Genomic DNA, 16,153 nt, shown 5'->3' on the forward strand with positions numbered 1-16,153 from the left:
AGCGATTACCATCTTTTTGTAAAGGCATCACGCGCTTATGTATAGCTTAATGGGGGAGAACTCGTCGTGTTGAAGCACCTCGGCGGCGGTTAGTCTCCCATTAATGGTCTTGATGGCGTGTTGGAATATCCTCTCGCCGGCCTCCCTTAGGTCCGCCTTCAACTGGAGTAGGTCGGAGACATCCACATCTATGTGCTCCCCCATCGCCTTGACCGTCTTGGGGTTCGCCGATATCTTTATGACGGGAATCAATGGGTGGCCAACCACGTTGCCTTGCCCCGTAGTGAATAAGTGGAGTATGGAACCCTTGGCGGCGAACAGCGTGACTGCCTCGGCTGCCGCGGATGATGTGTTCACGAAGCAGAGCTTGCCTCCTCCCTTAGGCAGTTCATCCAGGTAATCCAGTACACACGATACGGGCTTGGTGCCGAGCTTCTGAATATTGCCGAGGGCCTTCTCCTCAATAGTGGAGAGGCCACCCTTAATATTGCCCTCAGTCGGCTGCGAGCCGAGCAAGTCAACGCCCTGCCCCTCAATGACTCCCGTGTACTCCCTATAGATCCTCCAGAACTTCTCCCTAAGCAATGGATCCCTTATCTTCTCGGCAACTATGTCCTCCGCGCCCGTCAACTCGCTCGTCTCGCCGAACATGACTGTGTTGCCTAAATCCACCAATTCATCTACTGCGTAGCCCGTGGCCGGGTTGGAGGCAAGGCCAGACGTGGTGTCGGACTCGCCGCACTTTATGCTGAAGTTAAAGCCCGTCAAGTCCACCTCTGTCCTCTGCTGCTCGCTTGCCTCCTGGACCAACTCCTTCGCCTTCCGGGAGGCCAATTCAATTGTCCTGAGATCGCCGTTTCCCTCCACCGGGAATGCATAGACTGGTTTCCCGGTCCTAGCTATGCCATCAGCGACCTTATTGGCCCAGTTATCCTCAATGCCGATCACTATGGCGCCGTACACGTTGGGATTCGCGCCGGTCCCGCTGAGCACGTGGAATAAGAGATCAAGGTCCTTGCCGAACTGGAGCCTACCGTATGGGTGGGGTATCGCGACGGCGCCTCGAATGAGCCTTGACACTCCAACCGCGGCCGTGTTGGATAAGTCGTCAACCGGTATCACAGCAACGTAATTCCTGACCCCCAGGGATCCATCTGGCCTAACGTATGCCTTCACCTTGATGCCGCTCATTTAGAGCCACCCCACCTGAGGGACTTAATGTTATGGACGTGCACGTGCTCCCCAGCCCTTATATCCCTGGTAGCCGCGCCTATGGTTCGTCCATACTTTATCACCTTGCTTCCCATCTTTATGTCGGTCAACGCTATCTTGTGGCCCAGGGGCACGTCGTTTAATGCCTTCACGACTGGCCCGCTTTCCCTGTTCTCTATATAGACCCCAGCGGCTTCCTCGCCCTCCCTTATATCATCTATGGCGACCCCCACATTGTCGGCCCTATTATGTATCACGAATTTGACAGTCATTGCTGCTTCCTTGAATTGATATTTATATACTTTTTTGTATACAAAAAATGCACCGATTAAATCACATCCGCGACGGGAATAGGAGGGGCAGTATTTTGCTTTCCACGTCCTTTACGACATTACTCATGTGAATCTCCATTTTATCCCTGGCCAGCTTGGCATCCCTCGATACCACGGCGTCTATTATGGCGGAGTGCTCCATGACCTCCTCGATTCGCCGGCCATATGTTGTGAACAGCGTCACTCTGACTATCATCAACTTAAGCCGTATTTCGTTGAGGAACTCAGCCAAGTATTTATTCCCGCCTATGTTAGCTATCGAATTGTGTATTTTCCCGTTAAGATCGGCCAGCAACACTGGATCCGGATCTTGCTTGGCCGCTTCTTCTTTCATCCTATTCGCAAGATTTTGGAGCTCCCTTGCTTGATCATCGGTTATGCGGCGGGCCGCCAGCTCAGCCGCCAGTGCCTCAAGGGGTTTCCTCACCTCGTATAGTTGTAATACATCGTCCCTCGTCAGCGGTATTATGGTGTATGACTTACCCTTTTTTACCACCAACCCATCCCGCTCCAGCCTGGCCAGCGCCTCCCTAACGGGGGTCCTGCTGACGTTCAGCATGGAGGCCAGAGTATCCTCTCGCAGGGACTCCCCTAGCCTGAACTTGCCGGCCACTATGTTGCTTAACAATTCCTTGTACACTTTTTCGGATAACGACGGCATCGAGTAGAATATGTATGGGCCTTTTTATACTATTCTAGACTTAATTAACTGGACAAAGCCGATATGTTAGGCCAGCGAGGCATTTGAGCCGCTAAATCATCCGCTTAAGGATGCAGCGATATTAATAACCAATGATATTTAAATATTGACGCCGGCTTTAATAATGCATGCCGCCAATAAAGGGAATCACGGCATTTCCACTATCCATTCCATTCATAGATGACCCGCCCACGGTGTTTCGAGATTCATGGGGGGTTCAATTATACGTCAAAGTGGAGCTTGGGGATTCAGTGGGCTGGGGAGAGGTCCTCGTCTACGGCAGCGGCGTAGTGGATGCGTACATGGGTGTCTTGAACGACGTGGTAGTGCCGGCCACCGTGGGGAAGAACATTGAGGGCGTAGAGGACATAGTGGCGTTAACCAATGAGCTGGAGAAGTTATTGTTCACAGGCGGCCTGTGCGGCATAGTGACCGGCGCGATGGGGGGATTGGAGATGGCCCTTTGGGACGCCTTGGGCAAGCAATTGGGAAGGCCCGTGTCGGATATGCTGGGAGGCAGGACTAGGACCAGGATACCAGTGTATGCCAGCTTTCCCCGCTACTCTAACGTGGACCAGATAATTAAGGCTGTTGGGAAGGCCGTGGAAAGGGGGTTCACTATGGTTAAGCTACATCAACGTCCAGATGAATCGCTGGATGCCGTTAAGGCCATAAGGGGGAAGTTCGGCAGCGACGTGGCCATCGCCCTTGACCTAAACGCCGCATTCAACTCGCCCGGTAAGGCAATTAAGTTCCTGAACGAGATTCACGGGTATGAGCCCCGCTGGGTCGAGGAGCCAACCTGGCCTCCCAACGACAAGGATTCACTGCGCGCTGTGGCCAGGGAATCGCCCGTGCCGATCGCCGCTGGAGAGAATGAGTACTACGTGAACGAGTTCAAGGAGTTGGCCGAGGCGGGGGTTTCCTACATCCAACCGGATATATCTAAGGTGGGGGGAGTGGCCAGGTTCTTCGCTGTGGTGAGGGGAATAAAGGATTTGGGCAAGTACATCGCTCCCCATCATAGGCCTCACAGATCCGTGCTGGCCCATGCATTCACGCTTCACGTGGCGTCAGCCGTGAGCGAGGTAACCACCGTGGAGTGGCCCCTGGCTTGGCTGAACGAATTATACGATGGTAACCTGGAGGTCAGGAACGGGGAGGTGGACGTGGCTCCCCTGCTTGGCCGAGGCGGGGTTGGGCTGGGGGTCATGGAGGATGCATTGACTAAATATAAGTACGAGCGGAAGTACTCGCCCCTCCTCTTTCATTGAGGCCCCGCTATGCCCCGAGCCAATCGATGATGTTACTCCGTTAGAATGATGGGCCCGCCGGGATTTGAACCCGGGGCCTACCGGTTATGAGCCGGCCGCTCCACCTGGCTAAGCCACGGGCCCTCTTCCCTACCGTAGATTTCAACGTTTTTTAATTTTACCCCCTGCCCGACTCGATCGGAGAAGCGAGGCATTTGAGGGGAGAGGAGATTGTTTTAATGAGGACTTGGAGGCCCAACTATCATTGAGTTACGTCGTGCCCTACCAGGCTCTTCTTGCCTGTCTCGAATCCCTTGAAATACCACAGCATTGTCATGGCGAGCCCGACCAGGAATATGGCCATCACGATGGCCGCTTCCGCGTTGAATGACATTACGTAGACGGAGAGCAGCCCAGTGATTGTTCCGGCTATTATCCAAACCAATGTCCTCGCGTAGGACACGTACTTCCCCCTCTTCTGGGTTGGGAACATCTCCGGCTCCAGCATTGCCCTGACTCCCCAAGTCGTCTCCACCGGTATGAACAGCAACGCGGTGAGGAAGAGCAGAGTGTTGCTTGCAACATCCCTAGTTATGGCTTCATAGGCCCAGAGAACCGCCCATAGAGCGGCGAGGGCCCCGTATGAGGCGAGCGATACGGCTTTTCTAGATGCCTTGTGGACCGCGGCCAGCCCAAAGGCTATCCCGACCGCCACCATTATCAATCCTCCAATCAATGGTATCTCGCTGGCCAGGCTGCTGGAGAAGTAGAGGAATCCTAGGTCGTACGTTATGTAGACGAACGCGACGTCCTGTACAATCCCTATTAGGGTTATTATTAGGAATCTGAGGGGCAGGCTCATGGTAGGCGCCACCGGTTCCGCGTCTCCATCCACGGCCTTCCAAGCATTCACTGCATCTATGTTTGCCTTGCCGGTCGCCGCCCTCCACGGTAGGGTTTCCTCTACCATGAAGTAACCCATTACCAGCGCGGCTAGCGGGGCCAGGAACAGCAGCGCTATTGCTACCTCCGTCTGCGCCGCGCTGAAGCCAAGCAGGAGGGGTATGAACACTATCGCGACGCCTAAATTGCCGAAGTTTTGGACTATCACCTCCATGTTTCCACGCCACTTGGCGGGCACCGTTTCCGCTATTATGGAGAGGATAGGCGTCTCGAGCCCTATGGCAGCCATTCCTATTAAAATAAACGATACCACCAGGGCCGCAACGTTGGTGCCGGCCAACACGTATATTATTATGCCGGCCAGTATCATTGCCGCCGTCAACATGAAGGAATTCCGCCTCCCCACGGCGTCCGTCAAGTAGCCGGAGAGAAGGGCGCCGAAGCCCCCGGCCACGTATGGAAGGCTGAGGCCCAGGAAGGCGTAGCTCGACGGTATCACGCCGCTTATGGCCGCCACAGGTCCGTAACTCTCGGCCACGCCGTAGACCAGCATGCCCATTGCCAATGCTATTATGGCTCCCCAGGGAAACTTAGCGGGAGCCAGCTCGCTTTTACCGGAACCCCTAGCCACGTTTCCAGTATTGGTATTGGATGCGCGCGAATTGCTTCCCTCGCCCTTGGGGGAATCGCCCGCTATGTCGCTGCCACCCATGAATATTGCCTCTCCCTCTGCATTTAAATACTTTTCTTTAAATAATGTTGCAGGTTCCGCACGTAATACGTGTAAATATTTAAATAAATAATTAAATGAGACTCATTAACGAAGGCCCATCAACAAGTCAACCAAGGCTATTGAAGCCAGCACCTAGGAGGAGAGTAAAAAGCCAGTCCTTACTGCCCCGCTTCCCGGAGCAATCACAGCTCTATCGATACGTGCTTAACCACGTGCTTGACCAGCCTCTCCTCTATGGGCTCCACCCCTATTCCGGGCGATTTCCTGACGCTTATCGTGCCGTCCCTGTTGAGGACCCAGGGCTCCGTTACATCCTCCTCGTAATACCTATCGCTCGCGCTTATGTCGTTGGGCAGCTTCACGTTGGGGAGGGTAGCCAGCGCAACCTGAACGCCGCGGCCGACCCCAGTCTCCAGCATCCCCCCTATCCAGACGGGCATGCCGGCAAGCCTGCAGAAGTCATGTATGGCCACGCTATTCGTTACCCCGCCAACCCTGCCCGGCTTTATGTTTATCACCCTACAGGAACCCAGCTCGAAGGCCCTCCTCGCGTCCGCCGGCGTCTTTATGGATTCATCCAGGCAAACCGGCGTCCTCAGCTCCCTCTGTAGCTTAGCGTGATCCACCAAGTCATCATAATCGAGCGGCTGCTCTATCAAGAGGAGACCCAAGTCATCCATTTCCCTGAAGGTAGCCGCATCGCTTAAGGAGTAGGCCGCATTCGCGTCGACCTGAAGCGGCACGTCCGGATACTCCCGCCTGACTCGCCTCACCACAGCCAAGTCCCAGCCCGGCTTTATCTTTATCTTAATTCGCCTATACCCCGCCTCAAGATACGACCCTATCACCTTGAGGAGCTCATCAACGCTGTCCTGTATGCCAACCGATACGCCGCTCACTATTCTATCCCTAACCCCACCCAGCAATTCATAGAGCGGCTTGCCCAGCGACTTGGCGTAGGCATCCCACACCGCTTCCTCGATGCCGGCCTTCGCCATATTATGCCCCCTCACTCTATTCAGGAGATCAATAAACGAGCGGGGCTCCGTTACCTCTGCCTTACTGAGGATGGGAGGCATGTACTCCGTCAATGCCAGCCACGCCGTGCCGACCGTCTCATAGCTGTACCACGGCCCCTCATCAGCAGTCACCTCCCCCCACCCCTCCAATCCCCCATCGAAGGACGCCTTGACCAGAATCCCATGCCTATCCACGGACGCGCCGAAGCTGGTCTCGAACCTTGATTTAAGCCTCATCGCCACGTGATAAAGCTCAATCCTACGCAGCCGCATAAGCCTGATGGAATTTCCGACTTATATGTATTCCCAAGCCTACCCCCGCTCCCCGCCCTGCCGGGCGAGGCTCATCCCTCCCTCTCCGCCATCCTTAAGGCCCTACGGGAATTGGAAGAACGGGGCATTGATTGGAGATATTGCCGTGGAGGTGCTTGCGTTGCGGGATCACCTCGACGGGAGCGGGGAGAGCCTCAAATTCTGGACACGTAGTATATTATGCATATACCAATTAGGTCTAGAACGCATAGGACCAGGAAGGGGAGGTCCACCACCCTCGTGGCCAGGGAGCCGGACAATTCGGCCTCCAACACGAACATGGTGATGCTGTGCGCGAGCAGTATTAGCGAGAGAGCGGCTAAGGCGAAGCTTAATGGGGCCTTTAGCTTGAATATGTGGAAGTAGTTCCTAACTATCAGGCCCGACATTATTGCTTGGCAGCCTATTAGGACCGTGTCCACTGCCAGATCTATTAATCCCATCCAGCGTCTATTCCAAGCTTTCCCGCCAATTTAATAATTTTGGCCCAATTGGCGTCAACGACCTCAGTCGTGTAGTACGGGGATCCATACTTATTGCCCAGCCTCTTGATCAATCCGCTCTTCTCAAGTATGTTCAAGTGATACATCACAGTCTTATAGCCCAGGCCCAGCAGCTTTGATATTTGGTTGGGGTTCATGGGGTTCCTCTTTATCTCTATTAATATCCTCAGCCTCGTTGGACCGCCCTTGGAGCCCCCCAACAGCCAATAAAGATTGACGTAGGCCTCCCTCTCCTCACCGGAGCTGGGCGAGGAGATGGCTTGCCCCACCGCATCCGTCTTGGTATTAAATATGCTGTTAAACGACATTGTGGTAGATGAATAAACGTAAATACTATTTAATCTTTGCGTTGAGTTGAGCAAAATATGAACACTAGTTCCCCATAATTTCGGGGAAGCATTCACGTAATTTTACCATGAATTATTTGTTTTTCTTTAACAAGTTAATTTAAAAAATCAGTAGACGCCATCGGCGTTAACCTTCATCGATCGCCCATCCAAAACATTGCCCCCCGCTCCCTTGGGCGGCCTGCGGGTCCAATGACCATAAAGCTTTATAGAGAAGCATGGAATCCCCCGCGCATGAGCGTGCTGCAATTCGAGGCGGATGATTTGAACGTGCGGTGCGACATGAATTACGGCAATTACTCCATGAACGGCTTGAATTACGTGCCCTGCGAGTACCGAGGCCGCGGCGTTGGGCGCGCCGTCCCGTACCTGTTGAGGTACCTGGGCCTGCGGGAGGAGGATGAGGGGAAGATGAGCGAGTCCAGGTTTGGGAGAGTCATGGTGAAGTCAAACGGGGATGATGAAGTCACCCTCTGGGTGAGCGTGGACGTGATGAGGAGGGGATACTCCACCGGCGAGGTTGTAAGGCAGGTGGCCTACGTCACGCGAGGGATTCTTCTCTGCCTAGGATGAGCAGGGGCTCTCCCTTCTTGGCTGTAACCATGCGGCAAGTTATGGCTAGCTTGGACATTGCTCTCTTCAAGGCTATCTTGGCGTGGTTCACGTTCTTCTCCTCGACCTCCACGTAGAAGAGCACGTCGCCCCTCTTTATCTGGACCGCCCTACCCGTGGGCACTCCAAATGATTGCCTCATCCCCTCCTGTAGACGATCGGCTCCAGCCATGGCTAACATCTTGTTCTCCCTGATCACATGGTGGGGGTACTTGTTCAGCTTCAAGTAGAAGTTCTGATCAGTCAAAGTAGCGGAGAGGTACTTATACGCCATCTGCCTAGCCGCCTCCAGCGAGTTAACCCTTATCTGGCCGGAGGCTAGGGGGAAGAGGGCAACCACGTGGGTGAACCTCTCCCTCTCCTTGGGCTTCGTGGCCCCCATCTCGAACTTAGGTATTTGAGCATAAGGCGCTCCGTGTATGTACTTGGTCCTCGTGTAGGGCCGCTCCAGCTTCCTATAGCATCTTCCCGGTCTTAATGGCATGGCTCACCGCGTTCGGGACGGGTTTATATGGATTACTTAATTGACCCCTCCCGCTCCGAAGGTCGATCGCCGTTCTCATCACCATCCCCCGGAATCGGGGTCGAGCGGGATAGCGGGCGGGGAATAATTTTTAAGGCAATGCCCCTCCAAGGCCTTCAGTGATTTCCATCTGGAGGGCAATGGTAATTTCTCGGTAACTCCATGGAGCGTGACGGGTAAGGTGGATTACCTCAGGCTGGCGAAGGAGTTCGGGGTTCAATTAATAACCGATGAGGACTTGGGCAGGTTGAGGGAGCTGGCAGGGGACGTCCACCCATTGCTGAGGCGCGGTTACTTCTACGCCCACAGGGACCTGAATCAAATAATAGAGCGGCAGGCAGGGGGTGGGCGGTGGGCCCTCTACGCGGGCCGCGGCCCAAGCGGGGACCTTCACATAGGCCACCTAATTCCCTGGATGCTGGCTAAGTGGTTCGTGGATAGATTCGGCGTGGAGTTCTTCTTCGAGTTAACGGATGACGAGAAGTTCCTTGTTAAGGAGGGGTACTCGCTGGAGGACACGAACAGGTTGGCATACGAGAACGCGCTTGACTTGATAGCGCTGGGCTTCGACCCGAAGCACCTCCACTTGATAATAGATACGGAGGATATATCGCTGCTATACGGCATAGCGGTGAGGATAGGGAAGCACTTAACCCTATCCACTCTGAAGCACACCTTCGGTTTCACCGACTCCACTAACGTGGGCGCGGCGTTCTTCCCGACCCTGGAGATAGCCATGGCGTTCCTGCCCTCCCGAGTAAGCGGGGCCGAGGTGCCGGTCCTAATACCGACCGCCATAGATCAAGACCCGTACTTCAGGCTAGGCCGCGACGTGGCCCCGCTGCTGGGCTACCCCAAGCCGGCCACCATATACAGCAAGTTCCTCCCCGGCTTGACAGGCGAGGATAAGATGAGCGCGTCCAACCCGGAGTCATCGATATACATCACGGACGACGATAAAGCGGTGAGGCGGAAGGTAATGAACGCCTTCACGGGGGGACAGGCCACGGTGGAGGAACAGAGGAGACTGGGGGGTAACCCCGATGCGTGCCCCGTCTATAAGTACCACCTGCTCTTCCAGGACAGCGACGAGACTGTGAGGAGGATATACGATGACTGCAGGGGAGGCAGGCTCCTATGCGGGGAGTGCAAGTTAATGCTGCACGAGAGGCTGAGCAAGTTCATGGTTCAACACAGGGAGGCGAGGGAGAAGGCCAGGGAGAGGATCGGCGAGTATAGAATAGCAGCTAAGCTCTCCTGACCTTTATTAAGTGCTCCCCCTCCCTGTCCTGCATGCCGTACGTCAACACGACGTTCTCCCCCCTAGTTATCAAGCCCATCCCCAGGAAGTTGGAGAACGCCTCCTCCAACCCCTCCCCGTAATCCCTCGCCTTCACCACGATAGCCTCCACGCCCCACATCATGCGCAACTGCCTAGCCACCTCCTCGCTTGGCGTGGCGGCCAGGATGGGCACTCCAGGCCTGAACCTGGACACCCTCACCGCGGTCAACCCGCTCTTGGTGAAGATCACTATCTTGGACCCCATGTCGCTGGCCAGCTTGGCGACTCCCTGCGCGAACCTCATCCTCTCATCGAAGAGGGCCAGGTCAACCGGGGGCGTGGGGCTCTCCTCCTCGTACTTCGCCGCGATCCTCTCCAGCCACTTGACGGCCTCCACTGGGTACTTGCCGACGGCCGTTTCATCGGTCAACAGCAGGGCATCCACTCCCTGCTTGACCGCTGTCATTATGTCCACCACCTCGGCCCTGGTGGGGACGGGATTCATGGTCATCGACGTCAACAGTTGGGTAGCAACCATGACCGGCTTCCCCCGCCGCAGCGATTCATCTATTATCCTCTGCTGAATCACCGGCACCTCCTCCAGGTCAAACGTCATGCCCAAGTCCCCCCGCGCTACCATTACGTAATCGGCGGCGTCGATTATGGCATCCAAGTTGTCCAGGGCTGACTTGCTTTCCATCTTGGCTATCAGCTTGGCGCTCCCGCCGAGCTCCTTCAAGGCCCTCCGCACGTCCTCCAAATCCCTCCCGCTCCTCACGTGGCTGACCCCAACGAATTCGAACCCCGCCTCCACCGCTATCGACAGCGCTGCCTTGTCATGGTCATCCAGGACCGGGAGGGGGTAATCCTTGCCCTTCACGTCTATTGATTTATTGCTTCCAATGGAGCCGCTCGATTGAGCCACTGCCCTGGCCCAGTCATCTCCCCTGGCCTCCACCACTAGCTTGAGCCTGCCGTCATTCATGACCAACACATCCCCCACATCTATGGAGGAGAAGAACTCCCTAACGGGGACGGGCACTGATCCCGACCCCTCCGTGCCCAACTTAAATTGAACCACGTCCCCCGCCGCCACCCTGAGATCCTGCCGCAGCACGCCCGTCCTGACCCCCGGGCCTCGCAGGTCCCCAAGCACGGGGAGCCCGGCCCGCCTAGCCATCGCCGCCCTGCGCCGCCACTCCCCCGGGTCGCCGTGGGAGAAGTTCACCCTAACGCCGTCCACGTGCTTGGCCAATTCCCGGAACACCGCCTCATCATCCGTAGCCGGCCCTATTGACGCCATTAACTTAACCTTATGCATGCATGCATCCATAATCCCGTCGGTTTTAATCTTTATTGGACCCGGAATAATCCCATCCCGTTCAGACCAGGCAAGGCGAGGGAGGAGGGAGTGATTCGCCGTGAGCGGTTGATAGCCTCCCATCTCTGGAGCCCCGCCTCCGGCCGCGCATCGATTCAAGTGAACGGTCGAGACGCGTTTAAATGGCTCCGGCTTCAATGAAGTTGTGGTCGTGAAGTCCATATTCGTATCCCACGGGTCTCCTACAATATTGGTGGAGGACGATCCATGGAAGCAATTGCTGGGGGATCTAGGGAGGAGGATAAGCGGCGAGTTCAGGCCGGACGCCGTGGTCGTAATAAGCCCCCACTTCGTGTCGTGGAGGAGGGAGTTCCTGGTGGAGACCCAGCAGCGCCTTCCATGCATTCAGGACTACTATGGATTCCCCGACGAGCTTTACACCTACTGCTACTCGACCGATAATGACCCGGAGCTGGCTCGACGCATAATTGAGGCTGGGAGAGACGCTGGGCTGGCGGTGAGGGGGGATGAGAGGTGGGGACTGGATCACGGGGCGTGGATCCCCCTCTCGTACATGTTCCCGAGCGGGGTGAGGGCGGTGCCCGTGTCGATATCCGCTGAGGCGTCGCTCGTGGACCACATTGAGATGGGGAGGGCCATTGCCAAGTCGGTCGGGGAGGAGAGGGTCGTGGTGCTGGGCACGGGATCCCCAACGCATAGGCTGGACTTGATGTCCCTGGGCGCGAGGCCCAGGCGAAGCTGGTTCGACGAGTTGCTGAGGAAGACCCTGGAGGCCGGCGACTTGAATTCACTGCTGGGGCTCCACGGCACTAGGGAGTGGATGGAGGCGCAGCCGGAGGGCTCGCTCAAGCCTCTCTACGTGGCGGTGGGGGCGGCCGGCACGGCTAGGGCTAGGATACTGGGCGAGGAGGCGCCCTGGGCGGGGGTAAGTATGCTGGCCGCCGAGTTCCTGTGAGGGGCTGGGTTCATCCTCGATGAAACTTTATATAGAGCGGGGCGACCTCGACTTCAATGGCCGTCACCCAATTCAATAGGGAGAGCTGGAGGCGGATTTCCAGGATGATGGAGGCCAGCGACGTGGTGATGGAGGTACTGGACGCCAGGGACCCCGCGGCCACGAGGAGCCTCGCCGCAGAGGAGCTGTGCGCAGGATGGGCAAGGTCCTCCTAATAGTGATTAATAAGTCGGACCTGGTTCCCATGAATGTAATGCTGCGGTGGAAGCGGTACCTGGAGCGCGATGCGCCGACCATATTCATAAGCGCAAAGCATAGGCTGGGCACCAGGATGCTTACGAGAACCATAAAGAGAATCGCGCCCAGGATACCGGTGACTGTGCTGGTGGTGGGGTACCCCAACGTGGGTAAGTCAACGATAATAAACTACCTCAGCGGTAGGTACGCCGCCCCCACGAGCCCCGTCCCGGGGTGGACCAGGGGGGAGAAGATAGTTAAGGCGAGGCCCTGGCTGACCGTGATAGATACTCCAGGCGTTATACCTGGCGAGAGCAGGGATCCAGCCGCCAAGGTTGTGAGGGGGGAGGAGTCCCACGTGAGCGGCGGGGACCCCGTGGTGAGCGCCGTCGCCTTGATACGCAGGCTGCGCGAGGCGGGCTCCACGGCGTTGAGCGATAGGTATGGGGTGGAGGACTTGAGCGACCCCATGGCCGTGCTGGAGGCGGTGGCCAGGAGGCGGGGCTTCCTGTTGAAGGGCGGGAGGCCCAACATTAATGAGGCGGCCAAGGCCGTGCTCAAGGACTGGGTGGACGGCAAGATAGGGTACTACACGCTTCCGGGGGTGATGTGATGGGGATGGCGGTGAGGGCTGGGTTAAGCGCGGAGGCGTACTACGCGTCGGTCGCGCCTTTGATAGTGAGGTTCACCGCTGGGAGGAGGAGCGCGGTGGTTAGGGGGTCTAGCAAGGCCAGCAGGAGCGCGGTGGTGGATATAACAAGCGCGGAGTCCCTCCTCGAGTTGGTGCGGGAGGGCTGGATAGACGTCATGACGAGCGTCTCCAGGAATGGATTGATAGATACGTTCGTATTCGACGTGAAGGGAACGAGCAATTTATGGCTGAGCGAGGACTCATCCACGGTTTTCCACCTGGCCATCCAGGCAATAAGGGAGTCCCTCTCATTCTTCGGGGTTAGGAATACGTTGGCGTTCTTCGACGGCATGAATGGATTCAAGGTGATCGCGCCGCTGGACGGCGGGGTGGAGAGGGGGGTGGCCAGCATGATTGTGGAGGCGACGAGGGAGGCATTTGAGCGGGCCGCCAAGAAGATAAGGGTGCTCAGGGATAACATGGGCGGCGTAACGATAGGGAGCAACACCATGTTGAAGGTGGGCATGTTGAGGGTGCCGCTCTCGCTTCACTGGTCCACCAGGATGGCGGCCGTCCCCGTCATCGGCTGCGCAAGGAATTTCTCAACGATTTACGCCGATCCAAGCAGGGTGTTGAGGGACTTGAGTCGGTACTCAGAGGCGATCAGCGAGTTGGGCACCAACGAGGCCCCGCGGCTGGATCCATCAATGGATGAGTTGAGGGTAATTTATGAATTGAAGACGCGCATTGCATCTAACGTACGCGTGGAGTGTGCCCGTTGACTCCTCGCTTACGGTCCTTCATCAGGACTTAAAGGATTCGTCATTGATCCGTGAGGTGAAGCTTCATCACCATGCTCGGGACAACGCCAACGATATTTAAGCCTTGCGTGCCCAACGCGTTCCCTGGCATGGAAACGCATTTAAGCGAAGCCGCGGCCGGCGCCGCGTGATGACGATCATTAAGTGATGAGCAATGATTGGGAACCCACGAACTGAAGCTAATCCGCGTGCTTTTCCTGCTCTCCCCCTATTAAATGGTTGAGGAGGTCAAGCGCGCGGAGGAGATTTATGAGCGCGGCCGTCGATCTATCCACGTCATCCACCTCCCTGGACGACTCGAGGGTCCTCGATATGGCCATTATCTTACCGTAAACCACGTCGCGGACCCCCACCAGCCCATACCTTATGGATACCGACCGCTCCTCCTCCTCGCTCTTAACGAGGACCACCTCCTTATCGCACCTGGCGCAGTAGTACTTGCCGCTCTTCAACCTGAGCAGCGGCGTCCCACACGTGGGGCACGCGTACTGCGTCAACGCGGCGCCTTCCCTCATCAATTCCGCCATCCTACGTATTACTGGATCGCTCGACGCCATGGCTCTGCGCCCCCACCATGCTTAATATATCTTTCCATGCATTGACGCGGAGAGACGGCCCCGTCACTTGCACTCATCGCGGAGACCCTTGGGGGGAGTAACCCCCCTTTGCCCCAGGTACTTGCCGGAGTACTTGGCCGCCCCCTCCGTCCTGGAGAGAACCACGTGGAGGAACCTCATGCCTGGCCTCAGCACTATGTAATTGCTGCTTGAATTGACTATCTCTATCGTGACGTTACCCTCAAATCCGGCGTCTATGACCGTGGGAGGACTGGATAAGCCGTACCTAGCCACGGTGCTCCTAAGGTTGCACAAGCCAATCACGTCGTTGGGGAACTTGACGTACTCCGTCGTGGTGAGGAGCACGAAGTTCCTGGGCGGGATCACTATCTTTCCGTCCTTGGCCTCCACTATGCTGTAGAGGTCCCTCGCGTTGTCTAGATTGCACGGGTCGATCACTTGATCGTTGAACGAGTAGATCGCGTATTGACTGCCCACCCTGAGGTCAACCCCGTTCTCCCTAACCGTGTCGGGGGAGAGGGGCTGTATTGAGAGGGCGCCCGACTTTATTAGGCCGTTTATGGCTTCCCCTGACAGCATCATGGAGAGAGCCCGTGGAGGGCCTTTAATAACTTCACGATGACGCGAGGCGCCCCCGATCACTTCAACTCCTTTATTGTCTTCCTTATGGCCCTCGCCACGTCAACTGCATCTGACTCGGTGAAGTGGGGGGAGACGAGTATCCCGAAGACCCTCTGCGAGGCCCACTCGGCGTTGGGGAGGGGCTTGTACTGGACCTTCCTCCCATAGAATGGGCATGACCAGGGACAGCCCAGGCCGTGCCCGCTCATTTCCTGGAACAGCTTCGTCCTGTAAAGCGGGACTGGGTACGCCACGGTGACTGCCCTAATCCCCTCCGCCCTTATCGCGTCCACGAGCTTGTCCCTGTTTATCCCGGCCCTGTCCGTCAGCAGCATTTGGTATATATGCCACGCGTGCCTAACCCTCGGCCTAGGGTGGGGTAGGTAGAGGAGGTCGCCGTCCAATTCCCTCAATTCATCCGTCAACGCCCTGGCGAACTTCGATTTATTCTCTATTATCCTCTCTATCCTCCTCAACTGCATGAGCCCCAGCGCTGCCTGGAACTCCGTCAACCTGTAATTATACCCCAGCACGTCGTAGTGGTACTTCTCCGTCTCCCCATGGCTCCTCAACAACTTAATCCTGGCCGCCAACTCATCGCTCCCAGTGGCCACCGCGCCCCCCTCGCCCGTCGTTATCGTCTTGGTGGGGTAGAAGCTGTGGGTGCTGGCGTGCCCCAACCCCCCAGCCTTAACCCCCCCATACTCCGCGCCCAGTGATTGAGCCGTGTCCTCTATCACGTACAGCCCCCTCTCCCTGGCTATCTTGGTGAATCCATCCATGTCGGCCGGGTGGCCGGCCAGGTGGACGACCAGTATCGCCTTTGTCTTATCAGTTATTGCCGACTCCACGCTGCTGGGGTCTAGATTAAGCGTCTCCCTATCTATGTCGGCGAAAATGGGCACGGCGTTGGAGTGGAGAATCGTGGAGGCCGTGGCGACGAACGTGAATGGCGTCGTTATGACCTCATCCCCCGGCCCGACCCCCACCGCCTTGAGGGCCAGGTGAATTGAGGAGGTGCCGCTGCTAGCCGTGAATGCATGCTTAACCCCCAAGTAGCGGGCCAGCTCCTCCTCCAGCTGGGCATTGTACTCCCCGTGAAGCGAGGATAAGTTGCCGCTCCTTATTATGTCCCCCACCAATTTTATGTCCTCCTCCTCTATCCAGGGCTTGAACTCGAGGGGGTTCCTCCTCACGGGCTCCCCCCCGTTTATTGCCAACGACATGATGCATGAAC

At 56.7% G+C, this 16,153-nt stretch carries 19 protein-coding genes and 1 tRNA gene; 7 read left to right on the forward strand and 13 right to left on the reverse strand.

The annotated features are described in order from the left end of the window. Positions 1–27 precede the first annotated feature (27 nt). The 3 genes from ACZ5ZS_RS08915 to ACZ5ZS_RS08925 form a co-directional block, all read right to left on the reverse strand. Entirely contained in the window at positions 28–1,191 is a 1,164-nt protein-coding gene (locus ACZ5ZS_RS08915; RefSeq protein WP_188595706.1) for a UxaA family hydrolase, read from the reverse strand. Beyond that, positions 1,188–1,484, reverse strand: a complete 297-nt coding sequence (locus ACZ5ZS_RS08920; protein WP_188595707.1) for a UxaA family hydrolase — start codon at positions 1,482–1,484, stop codon at positions 1,188–1,190. Before ACZ5ZS_RS08920 ends, ACZ5ZS_RS08915 begins: the two co-directional genes overlap by 4 nt. A gap of 61 nt (positions 1,485–1,545) precedes the next feature. Beyond that, the gene (locus ACZ5ZS_RS08925) at positions 1,546–2,205 is read right to left on the reverse strand and encodes a GntR family transcriptional regulator (RefSeq protein WP_188595708.1); all 660 of its coding nucleotides are present in this window, start codon (positions 2,203–2,205) and stop codon (positions 1,546–1,548) included. Positions 2,206–2,372: 167 nt separating this feature from the next. Between ACZ5ZS_RS08925 and ACZ5ZS_RS08930 the strand changes: the two genes are divergently transcribed. Beyond that, positions 2,373–3,518 carry a mandelate racemase/muconate lactonizing enzyme family protein gene (locus ACZ5ZS_RS08930; RefSeq protein WP_188595709.1) on the forward strand — a complete coding sequence of 382 codons (1,146 nt, stop codon included), beginning with the start codon at positions 2,373–2,375 and terminating at the stop codon, positions 3,516–3,518. Positions 3,519–3,567: 49 nt separating this feature from the next. Here the strand turns inward: ACZ5ZS_RS08930 and ACZ5ZS_RS08935 are convergent. From ACZ5ZS_RS08935 to ACZ5ZS_RS08955, 5 genes are all read right to left on the reverse strand, one after another. Beyond that, positions 3,568–3,641: transfer RNA gene (locus ACZ5ZS_RS08935), tRNA-Met, on the reverse strand. Between the two features lie 118 nt (positions 3,642–3,759). After that, positions 3,760–5,112 (reverse strand): MFS transporter, encoded by a 1,353-nt coding sequence (locus tag ACZ5ZS_RS08940; RefSeq protein WP_188595710.1) that lies wholly within the window; start codon positions 5,110–5,112, stop codon positions 3,760–3,762. 203 nt (positions 5,113–5,315) lie between these two features. After that, positions 5,316–6,425: an o-succinylbenzoate synthase gene (gene menC, locus ACZ5ZS_RS08945; protein WP_188595711.1), complete on the reverse strand. Its 1,110-nt coding sequence runs from the start codon at positions 6,423–6,425 to the stop codon at positions 5,316–5,318. 194 nt (positions 6,426–6,619) lie between these two features. After that, positions 6,620–6,907: a hypothetical protein gene (locus ACZ5ZS_RS08950; RefSeq protein ID WP_188595712.1), complete on the reverse strand. Its 288-nt coding sequence runs from the start codon at positions 6,905–6,907 to the stop codon at positions 6,620–6,622. Next, the gene (locus ACZ5ZS_RS08955) at positions 6,898–7,275 is read right to left on the reverse strand and encodes an ArsR/SmtB family transcription factor (protein ID WP_188595713.1); all 378 of its coding nucleotides are present in this window, start codon (positions 7,273–7,275) and stop codon (positions 6,898–6,900) included. The genes ACZ5ZS_RS08950 and ACZ5ZS_RS08955 overlap by 10 nt, the downstream gene beginning before the upstream one ends. 273 nt (positions 7,276–7,548) lie before the next feature. Between ACZ5ZS_RS08955 and ACZ5ZS_RS08960 the strand changes: the two genes are divergently transcribed. Continuing rightward, a complete protein-coding gene (locus tag ACZ5ZS_RS08960) occupies positions 7,549–7,887 on the forward strand; it encodes a hypothetical protein (RefSeq protein WP_188595714.1) in 339 nt (112 codons plus the stop codon). Here the strand turns inward: ACZ5ZS_RS08960 and ACZ5ZS_RS08965 are convergent. Continuing rightward, the gene (locus ACZ5ZS_RS08965) at positions 7,856–8,410 is read right to left on the reverse strand and encodes a 50S ribosomal protein L16 (protein WP_188595715.1); all 555 of its coding nucleotides are present in this window, start codon (positions 8,408–8,410) and stop codon (positions 7,856–7,858) included. The genes ACZ5ZS_RS08960 and ACZ5ZS_RS08965 overlap by 32 nt on opposite strands. Positions 8,411–8,618: 208 nt before the next feature. Here ACZ5ZS_RS08965 and ACZ5ZS_RS08970 point away from each other — a divergent pair, with 208 nt between their 5' ends. Continuing rightward, entirely contained in the window at positions 8,619–9,710 is a 1,092-nt protein-coding gene (locus tag ACZ5ZS_RS08970) for a tryptophan--tRNA ligase (protein ID WP_229657618.1), read from the forward strand. Here the strand turns inward: ACZ5ZS_RS08970 and pyk are convergent. Further along, positions 9,697–11,052 (reverse strand): pyruvate kinase, encoded by a 1,356-nt coding sequence (gene pyk / locus ACZ5ZS_RS08975; RefSeq protein WP_188595716.1) that lies wholly within the window; start codon positions 11,050–11,052, stop codon positions 9,697–9,699. The genes ACZ5ZS_RS08970 and pyk overlap by 14 nt on opposite strands. 205 nt (positions 11,053–11,257) lie before the next feature. On the opposite strand from pyk, the gene ACZ5ZS_RS08980 reads away from it, so the two are divergent. Genes ACZ5ZS_RS08980 through ACZ5ZS_RS08995 form a run of 4 tightly spaced genes read left to right on the forward strand, consistent with a single transcriptional unit; the run spans position 11,258 to position 13,678 of the window. Next, positions 11,258–12,028 (forward strand): DODA-type extradiol aromatic ring-opening family dioxygenase, encoded by a 771-nt coding sequence (locus ACZ5ZS_RS08980; RefSeq protein WP_229657619.1) that lies wholly within the window; start codon positions 11,258–11,260, stop codon positions 12,026–12,028. 56 nt (positions 12,029–12,084) lie between these two features. Beyond that, entirely contained in the window at positions 12,085–12,243 is a 159-nt protein-coding gene (locus ACZ5ZS_RS08985; RefSeq protein ID WP_464858290.1) for a hypothetical protein, read from the forward strand. Further along, positions 12,225–12,878, forward strand: coding sequence for a GTPase (locus ACZ5ZS_RS08990; RefSeq protein WP_464858292.1), 654 nt, complete (start codon positions 12,225–12,227; stop codon positions 12,876–12,878). Before ACZ5ZS_RS08985 ends, ACZ5ZS_RS08990 begins: the two co-directional genes overlap by 19 nt. Continuing rightward, positions 12,878–13,678, forward strand: a complete 801-nt coding sequence (locus ACZ5ZS_RS08995; RefSeq protein WP_188595718.1) for a hypothetical protein — start codon at positions 12,878–12,880, stop codon at positions 13,676–13,678. Before ACZ5ZS_RS08990 ends, ACZ5ZS_RS08995 begins: the two co-directional genes overlap by 1 nt. A gap of 218 nt (positions 13,679–13,896) precedes the next feature. Here ACZ5ZS_RS08995 and ACZ5ZS_RS09000 read toward each other — a convergent pair whose 3' ends face one another. The 3 genes from ACZ5ZS_RS09000 to ACZ5ZS_RS09010 form a co-directional block, all read right to left on the reverse strand. Next, on the reverse strand, positions 13,897–14,274 hold the full coding sequence (locus ACZ5ZS_RS09000; protein ID WP_188595719.1) for an Sjogren's syndrome/scleroderma autoantigen 1 family protein: 378 nt from the start codon (positions 14,272–14,274) through the stop codon (positions 13,897–13,899). A gap of 63 nt (positions 14,275–14,337) precedes the next feature. Then, a complete protein-coding gene (gene dcd, locus ACZ5ZS_RS09005) occupies positions 14,338–14,877 on the reverse strand; it encodes a dCTP deaminase (protein ID WP_188595720.1) in 540 nt (179 codons plus the stop codon). A gap of 56 nt (positions 14,878–14,933) precedes the next feature. After that, positions 14,934–16,142: a DegT/DnrJ/EryC1/StrS family aminotransferase gene (locus ACZ5ZS_RS09010; protein ID WP_188595721.1), complete on the reverse strand. Its 1,209-nt coding sequence runs from the start codon at positions 16,140–16,142 to the stop codon at positions 14,934–14,936. Positions 16,143–16,153 lie beyond the last annotated feature (11 nt).

It is taken from the genome of Thermocladium modestius (assembly GCF_055398215.1).

Coding starts and splice junctions, on each gene's coding strand:
- ACZ5ZS_RS08965 (WP_188595715.1), bottom strand. CDS start 8,410: ATGCCATTAAGACCGGGAAGATGCTATAGGAAGCTGGAGCGGCCCTAC.
- ACZ5ZS_RS08960 (WP_188595714.1), top strand. CDS start 7,549: ATGAGCGTGCTGCAATTCGAGGCGGATGATTTGAACGTGCGGTGCGAC.
- ACZ5ZS_RS08990 (WP_464858292.1), top strand. CDS start 12,225: ATGGGCAAGGTCCTCCTAATAGTGATTAATAAGTCGGACCTGGTTCCC.
- ACZ5ZS_RS08925 (WP_188595708.1), bottom strand. CDS start 2,205: ATGCCGTCGTTATCCGAAAAAGTGTACAAGGAATTGTTAAGCAACATA.
- ACZ5ZS_RS08915 (WP_188595706.1), bottom strand. CDS start 1,191: ATGAGCGGCATCAAGGTGAAGGCATACGTTAGGCCAGATGGATCCCTG.
- ACZ5ZS_RS08985 (WP_464858290.1), top strand. CDS start 12,085: ATGGCCGTCACCCAATTCAATAGGGAGAGCTGGAGGCGGATTTCCAGG.
- ACZ5ZS_RS08955 (WP_188595713.1), bottom strand. CDS start 7,275: ATGTCGTTTAACAGCATATTTAATACCAAGACGGATGCGGTGGGGCAA.
- pyk (WP_188595716.1), bottom strand. CDS start 11,052: ATGCATAAGGTTAAGTTAATGGCGTCAATAGGGCCGGCTACGGATGAT.
- ACZ5ZS_RS09010 (WP_188595721.1), bottom strand. CDS start 16,142: ATGTCGTTGGCAATAAACGGGGGGGAGCCCGTGAGGAGGAACCCCCTC.
- ACZ5ZS_RS08950 (WP_188595712.1), bottom strand. CDS start 6,907: ATGGGATTAATAGATCTGGCAGTGGACACGGTCCTAATAGGCTGCCAA.
- ACZ5ZS_RS08995 (WP_188595718.1), top strand. CDS start 12,878: ATGGGGATGGCGGTGAGGGCTGGGTTAAGCGCGGAGGCGTACTACGCG.
- ACZ5ZS_RS08930 (WP_188595709.1), top strand. CDS start 2,373: ATGCCGCCAATAAAGGGAATCACGGCATTTCCACTATCCATTCCATTC.
- menC (WP_188595711.1), bottom strand. CDS start 6,425: ATGCGGCTGCGTAGGATTGAGCTTTATCACGTGGCGATGAGGCTTAAA.
- ACZ5ZS_RS09000 (WP_188595719.1), bottom strand. CDS start 14,274: ATGGCGTCGAGCGATCCAGTAATACGTAGGATGGCGGAATTGATGAGG.
- ACZ5ZS_RS08920 (WP_188595707.1), bottom strand. CDS start 1,484: ATGACTGTCAAATTCGTGATACATAATAGGGCCGACAATGTGGGGGTC.
- dcd (WP_188595720.1), bottom strand. CDS start 14,877: ATGATGCTGTCAGGGGAAGCCATAAACGGCCTAATAAAGTCGGGCGCC.
- ACZ5ZS_RS08940 (WP_188595710.1), bottom strand. CDS start 5,112: ATGGGTGGCAGCGACATAGCGGGCGATTCCCCCAAGGGCGAGGGAAGC.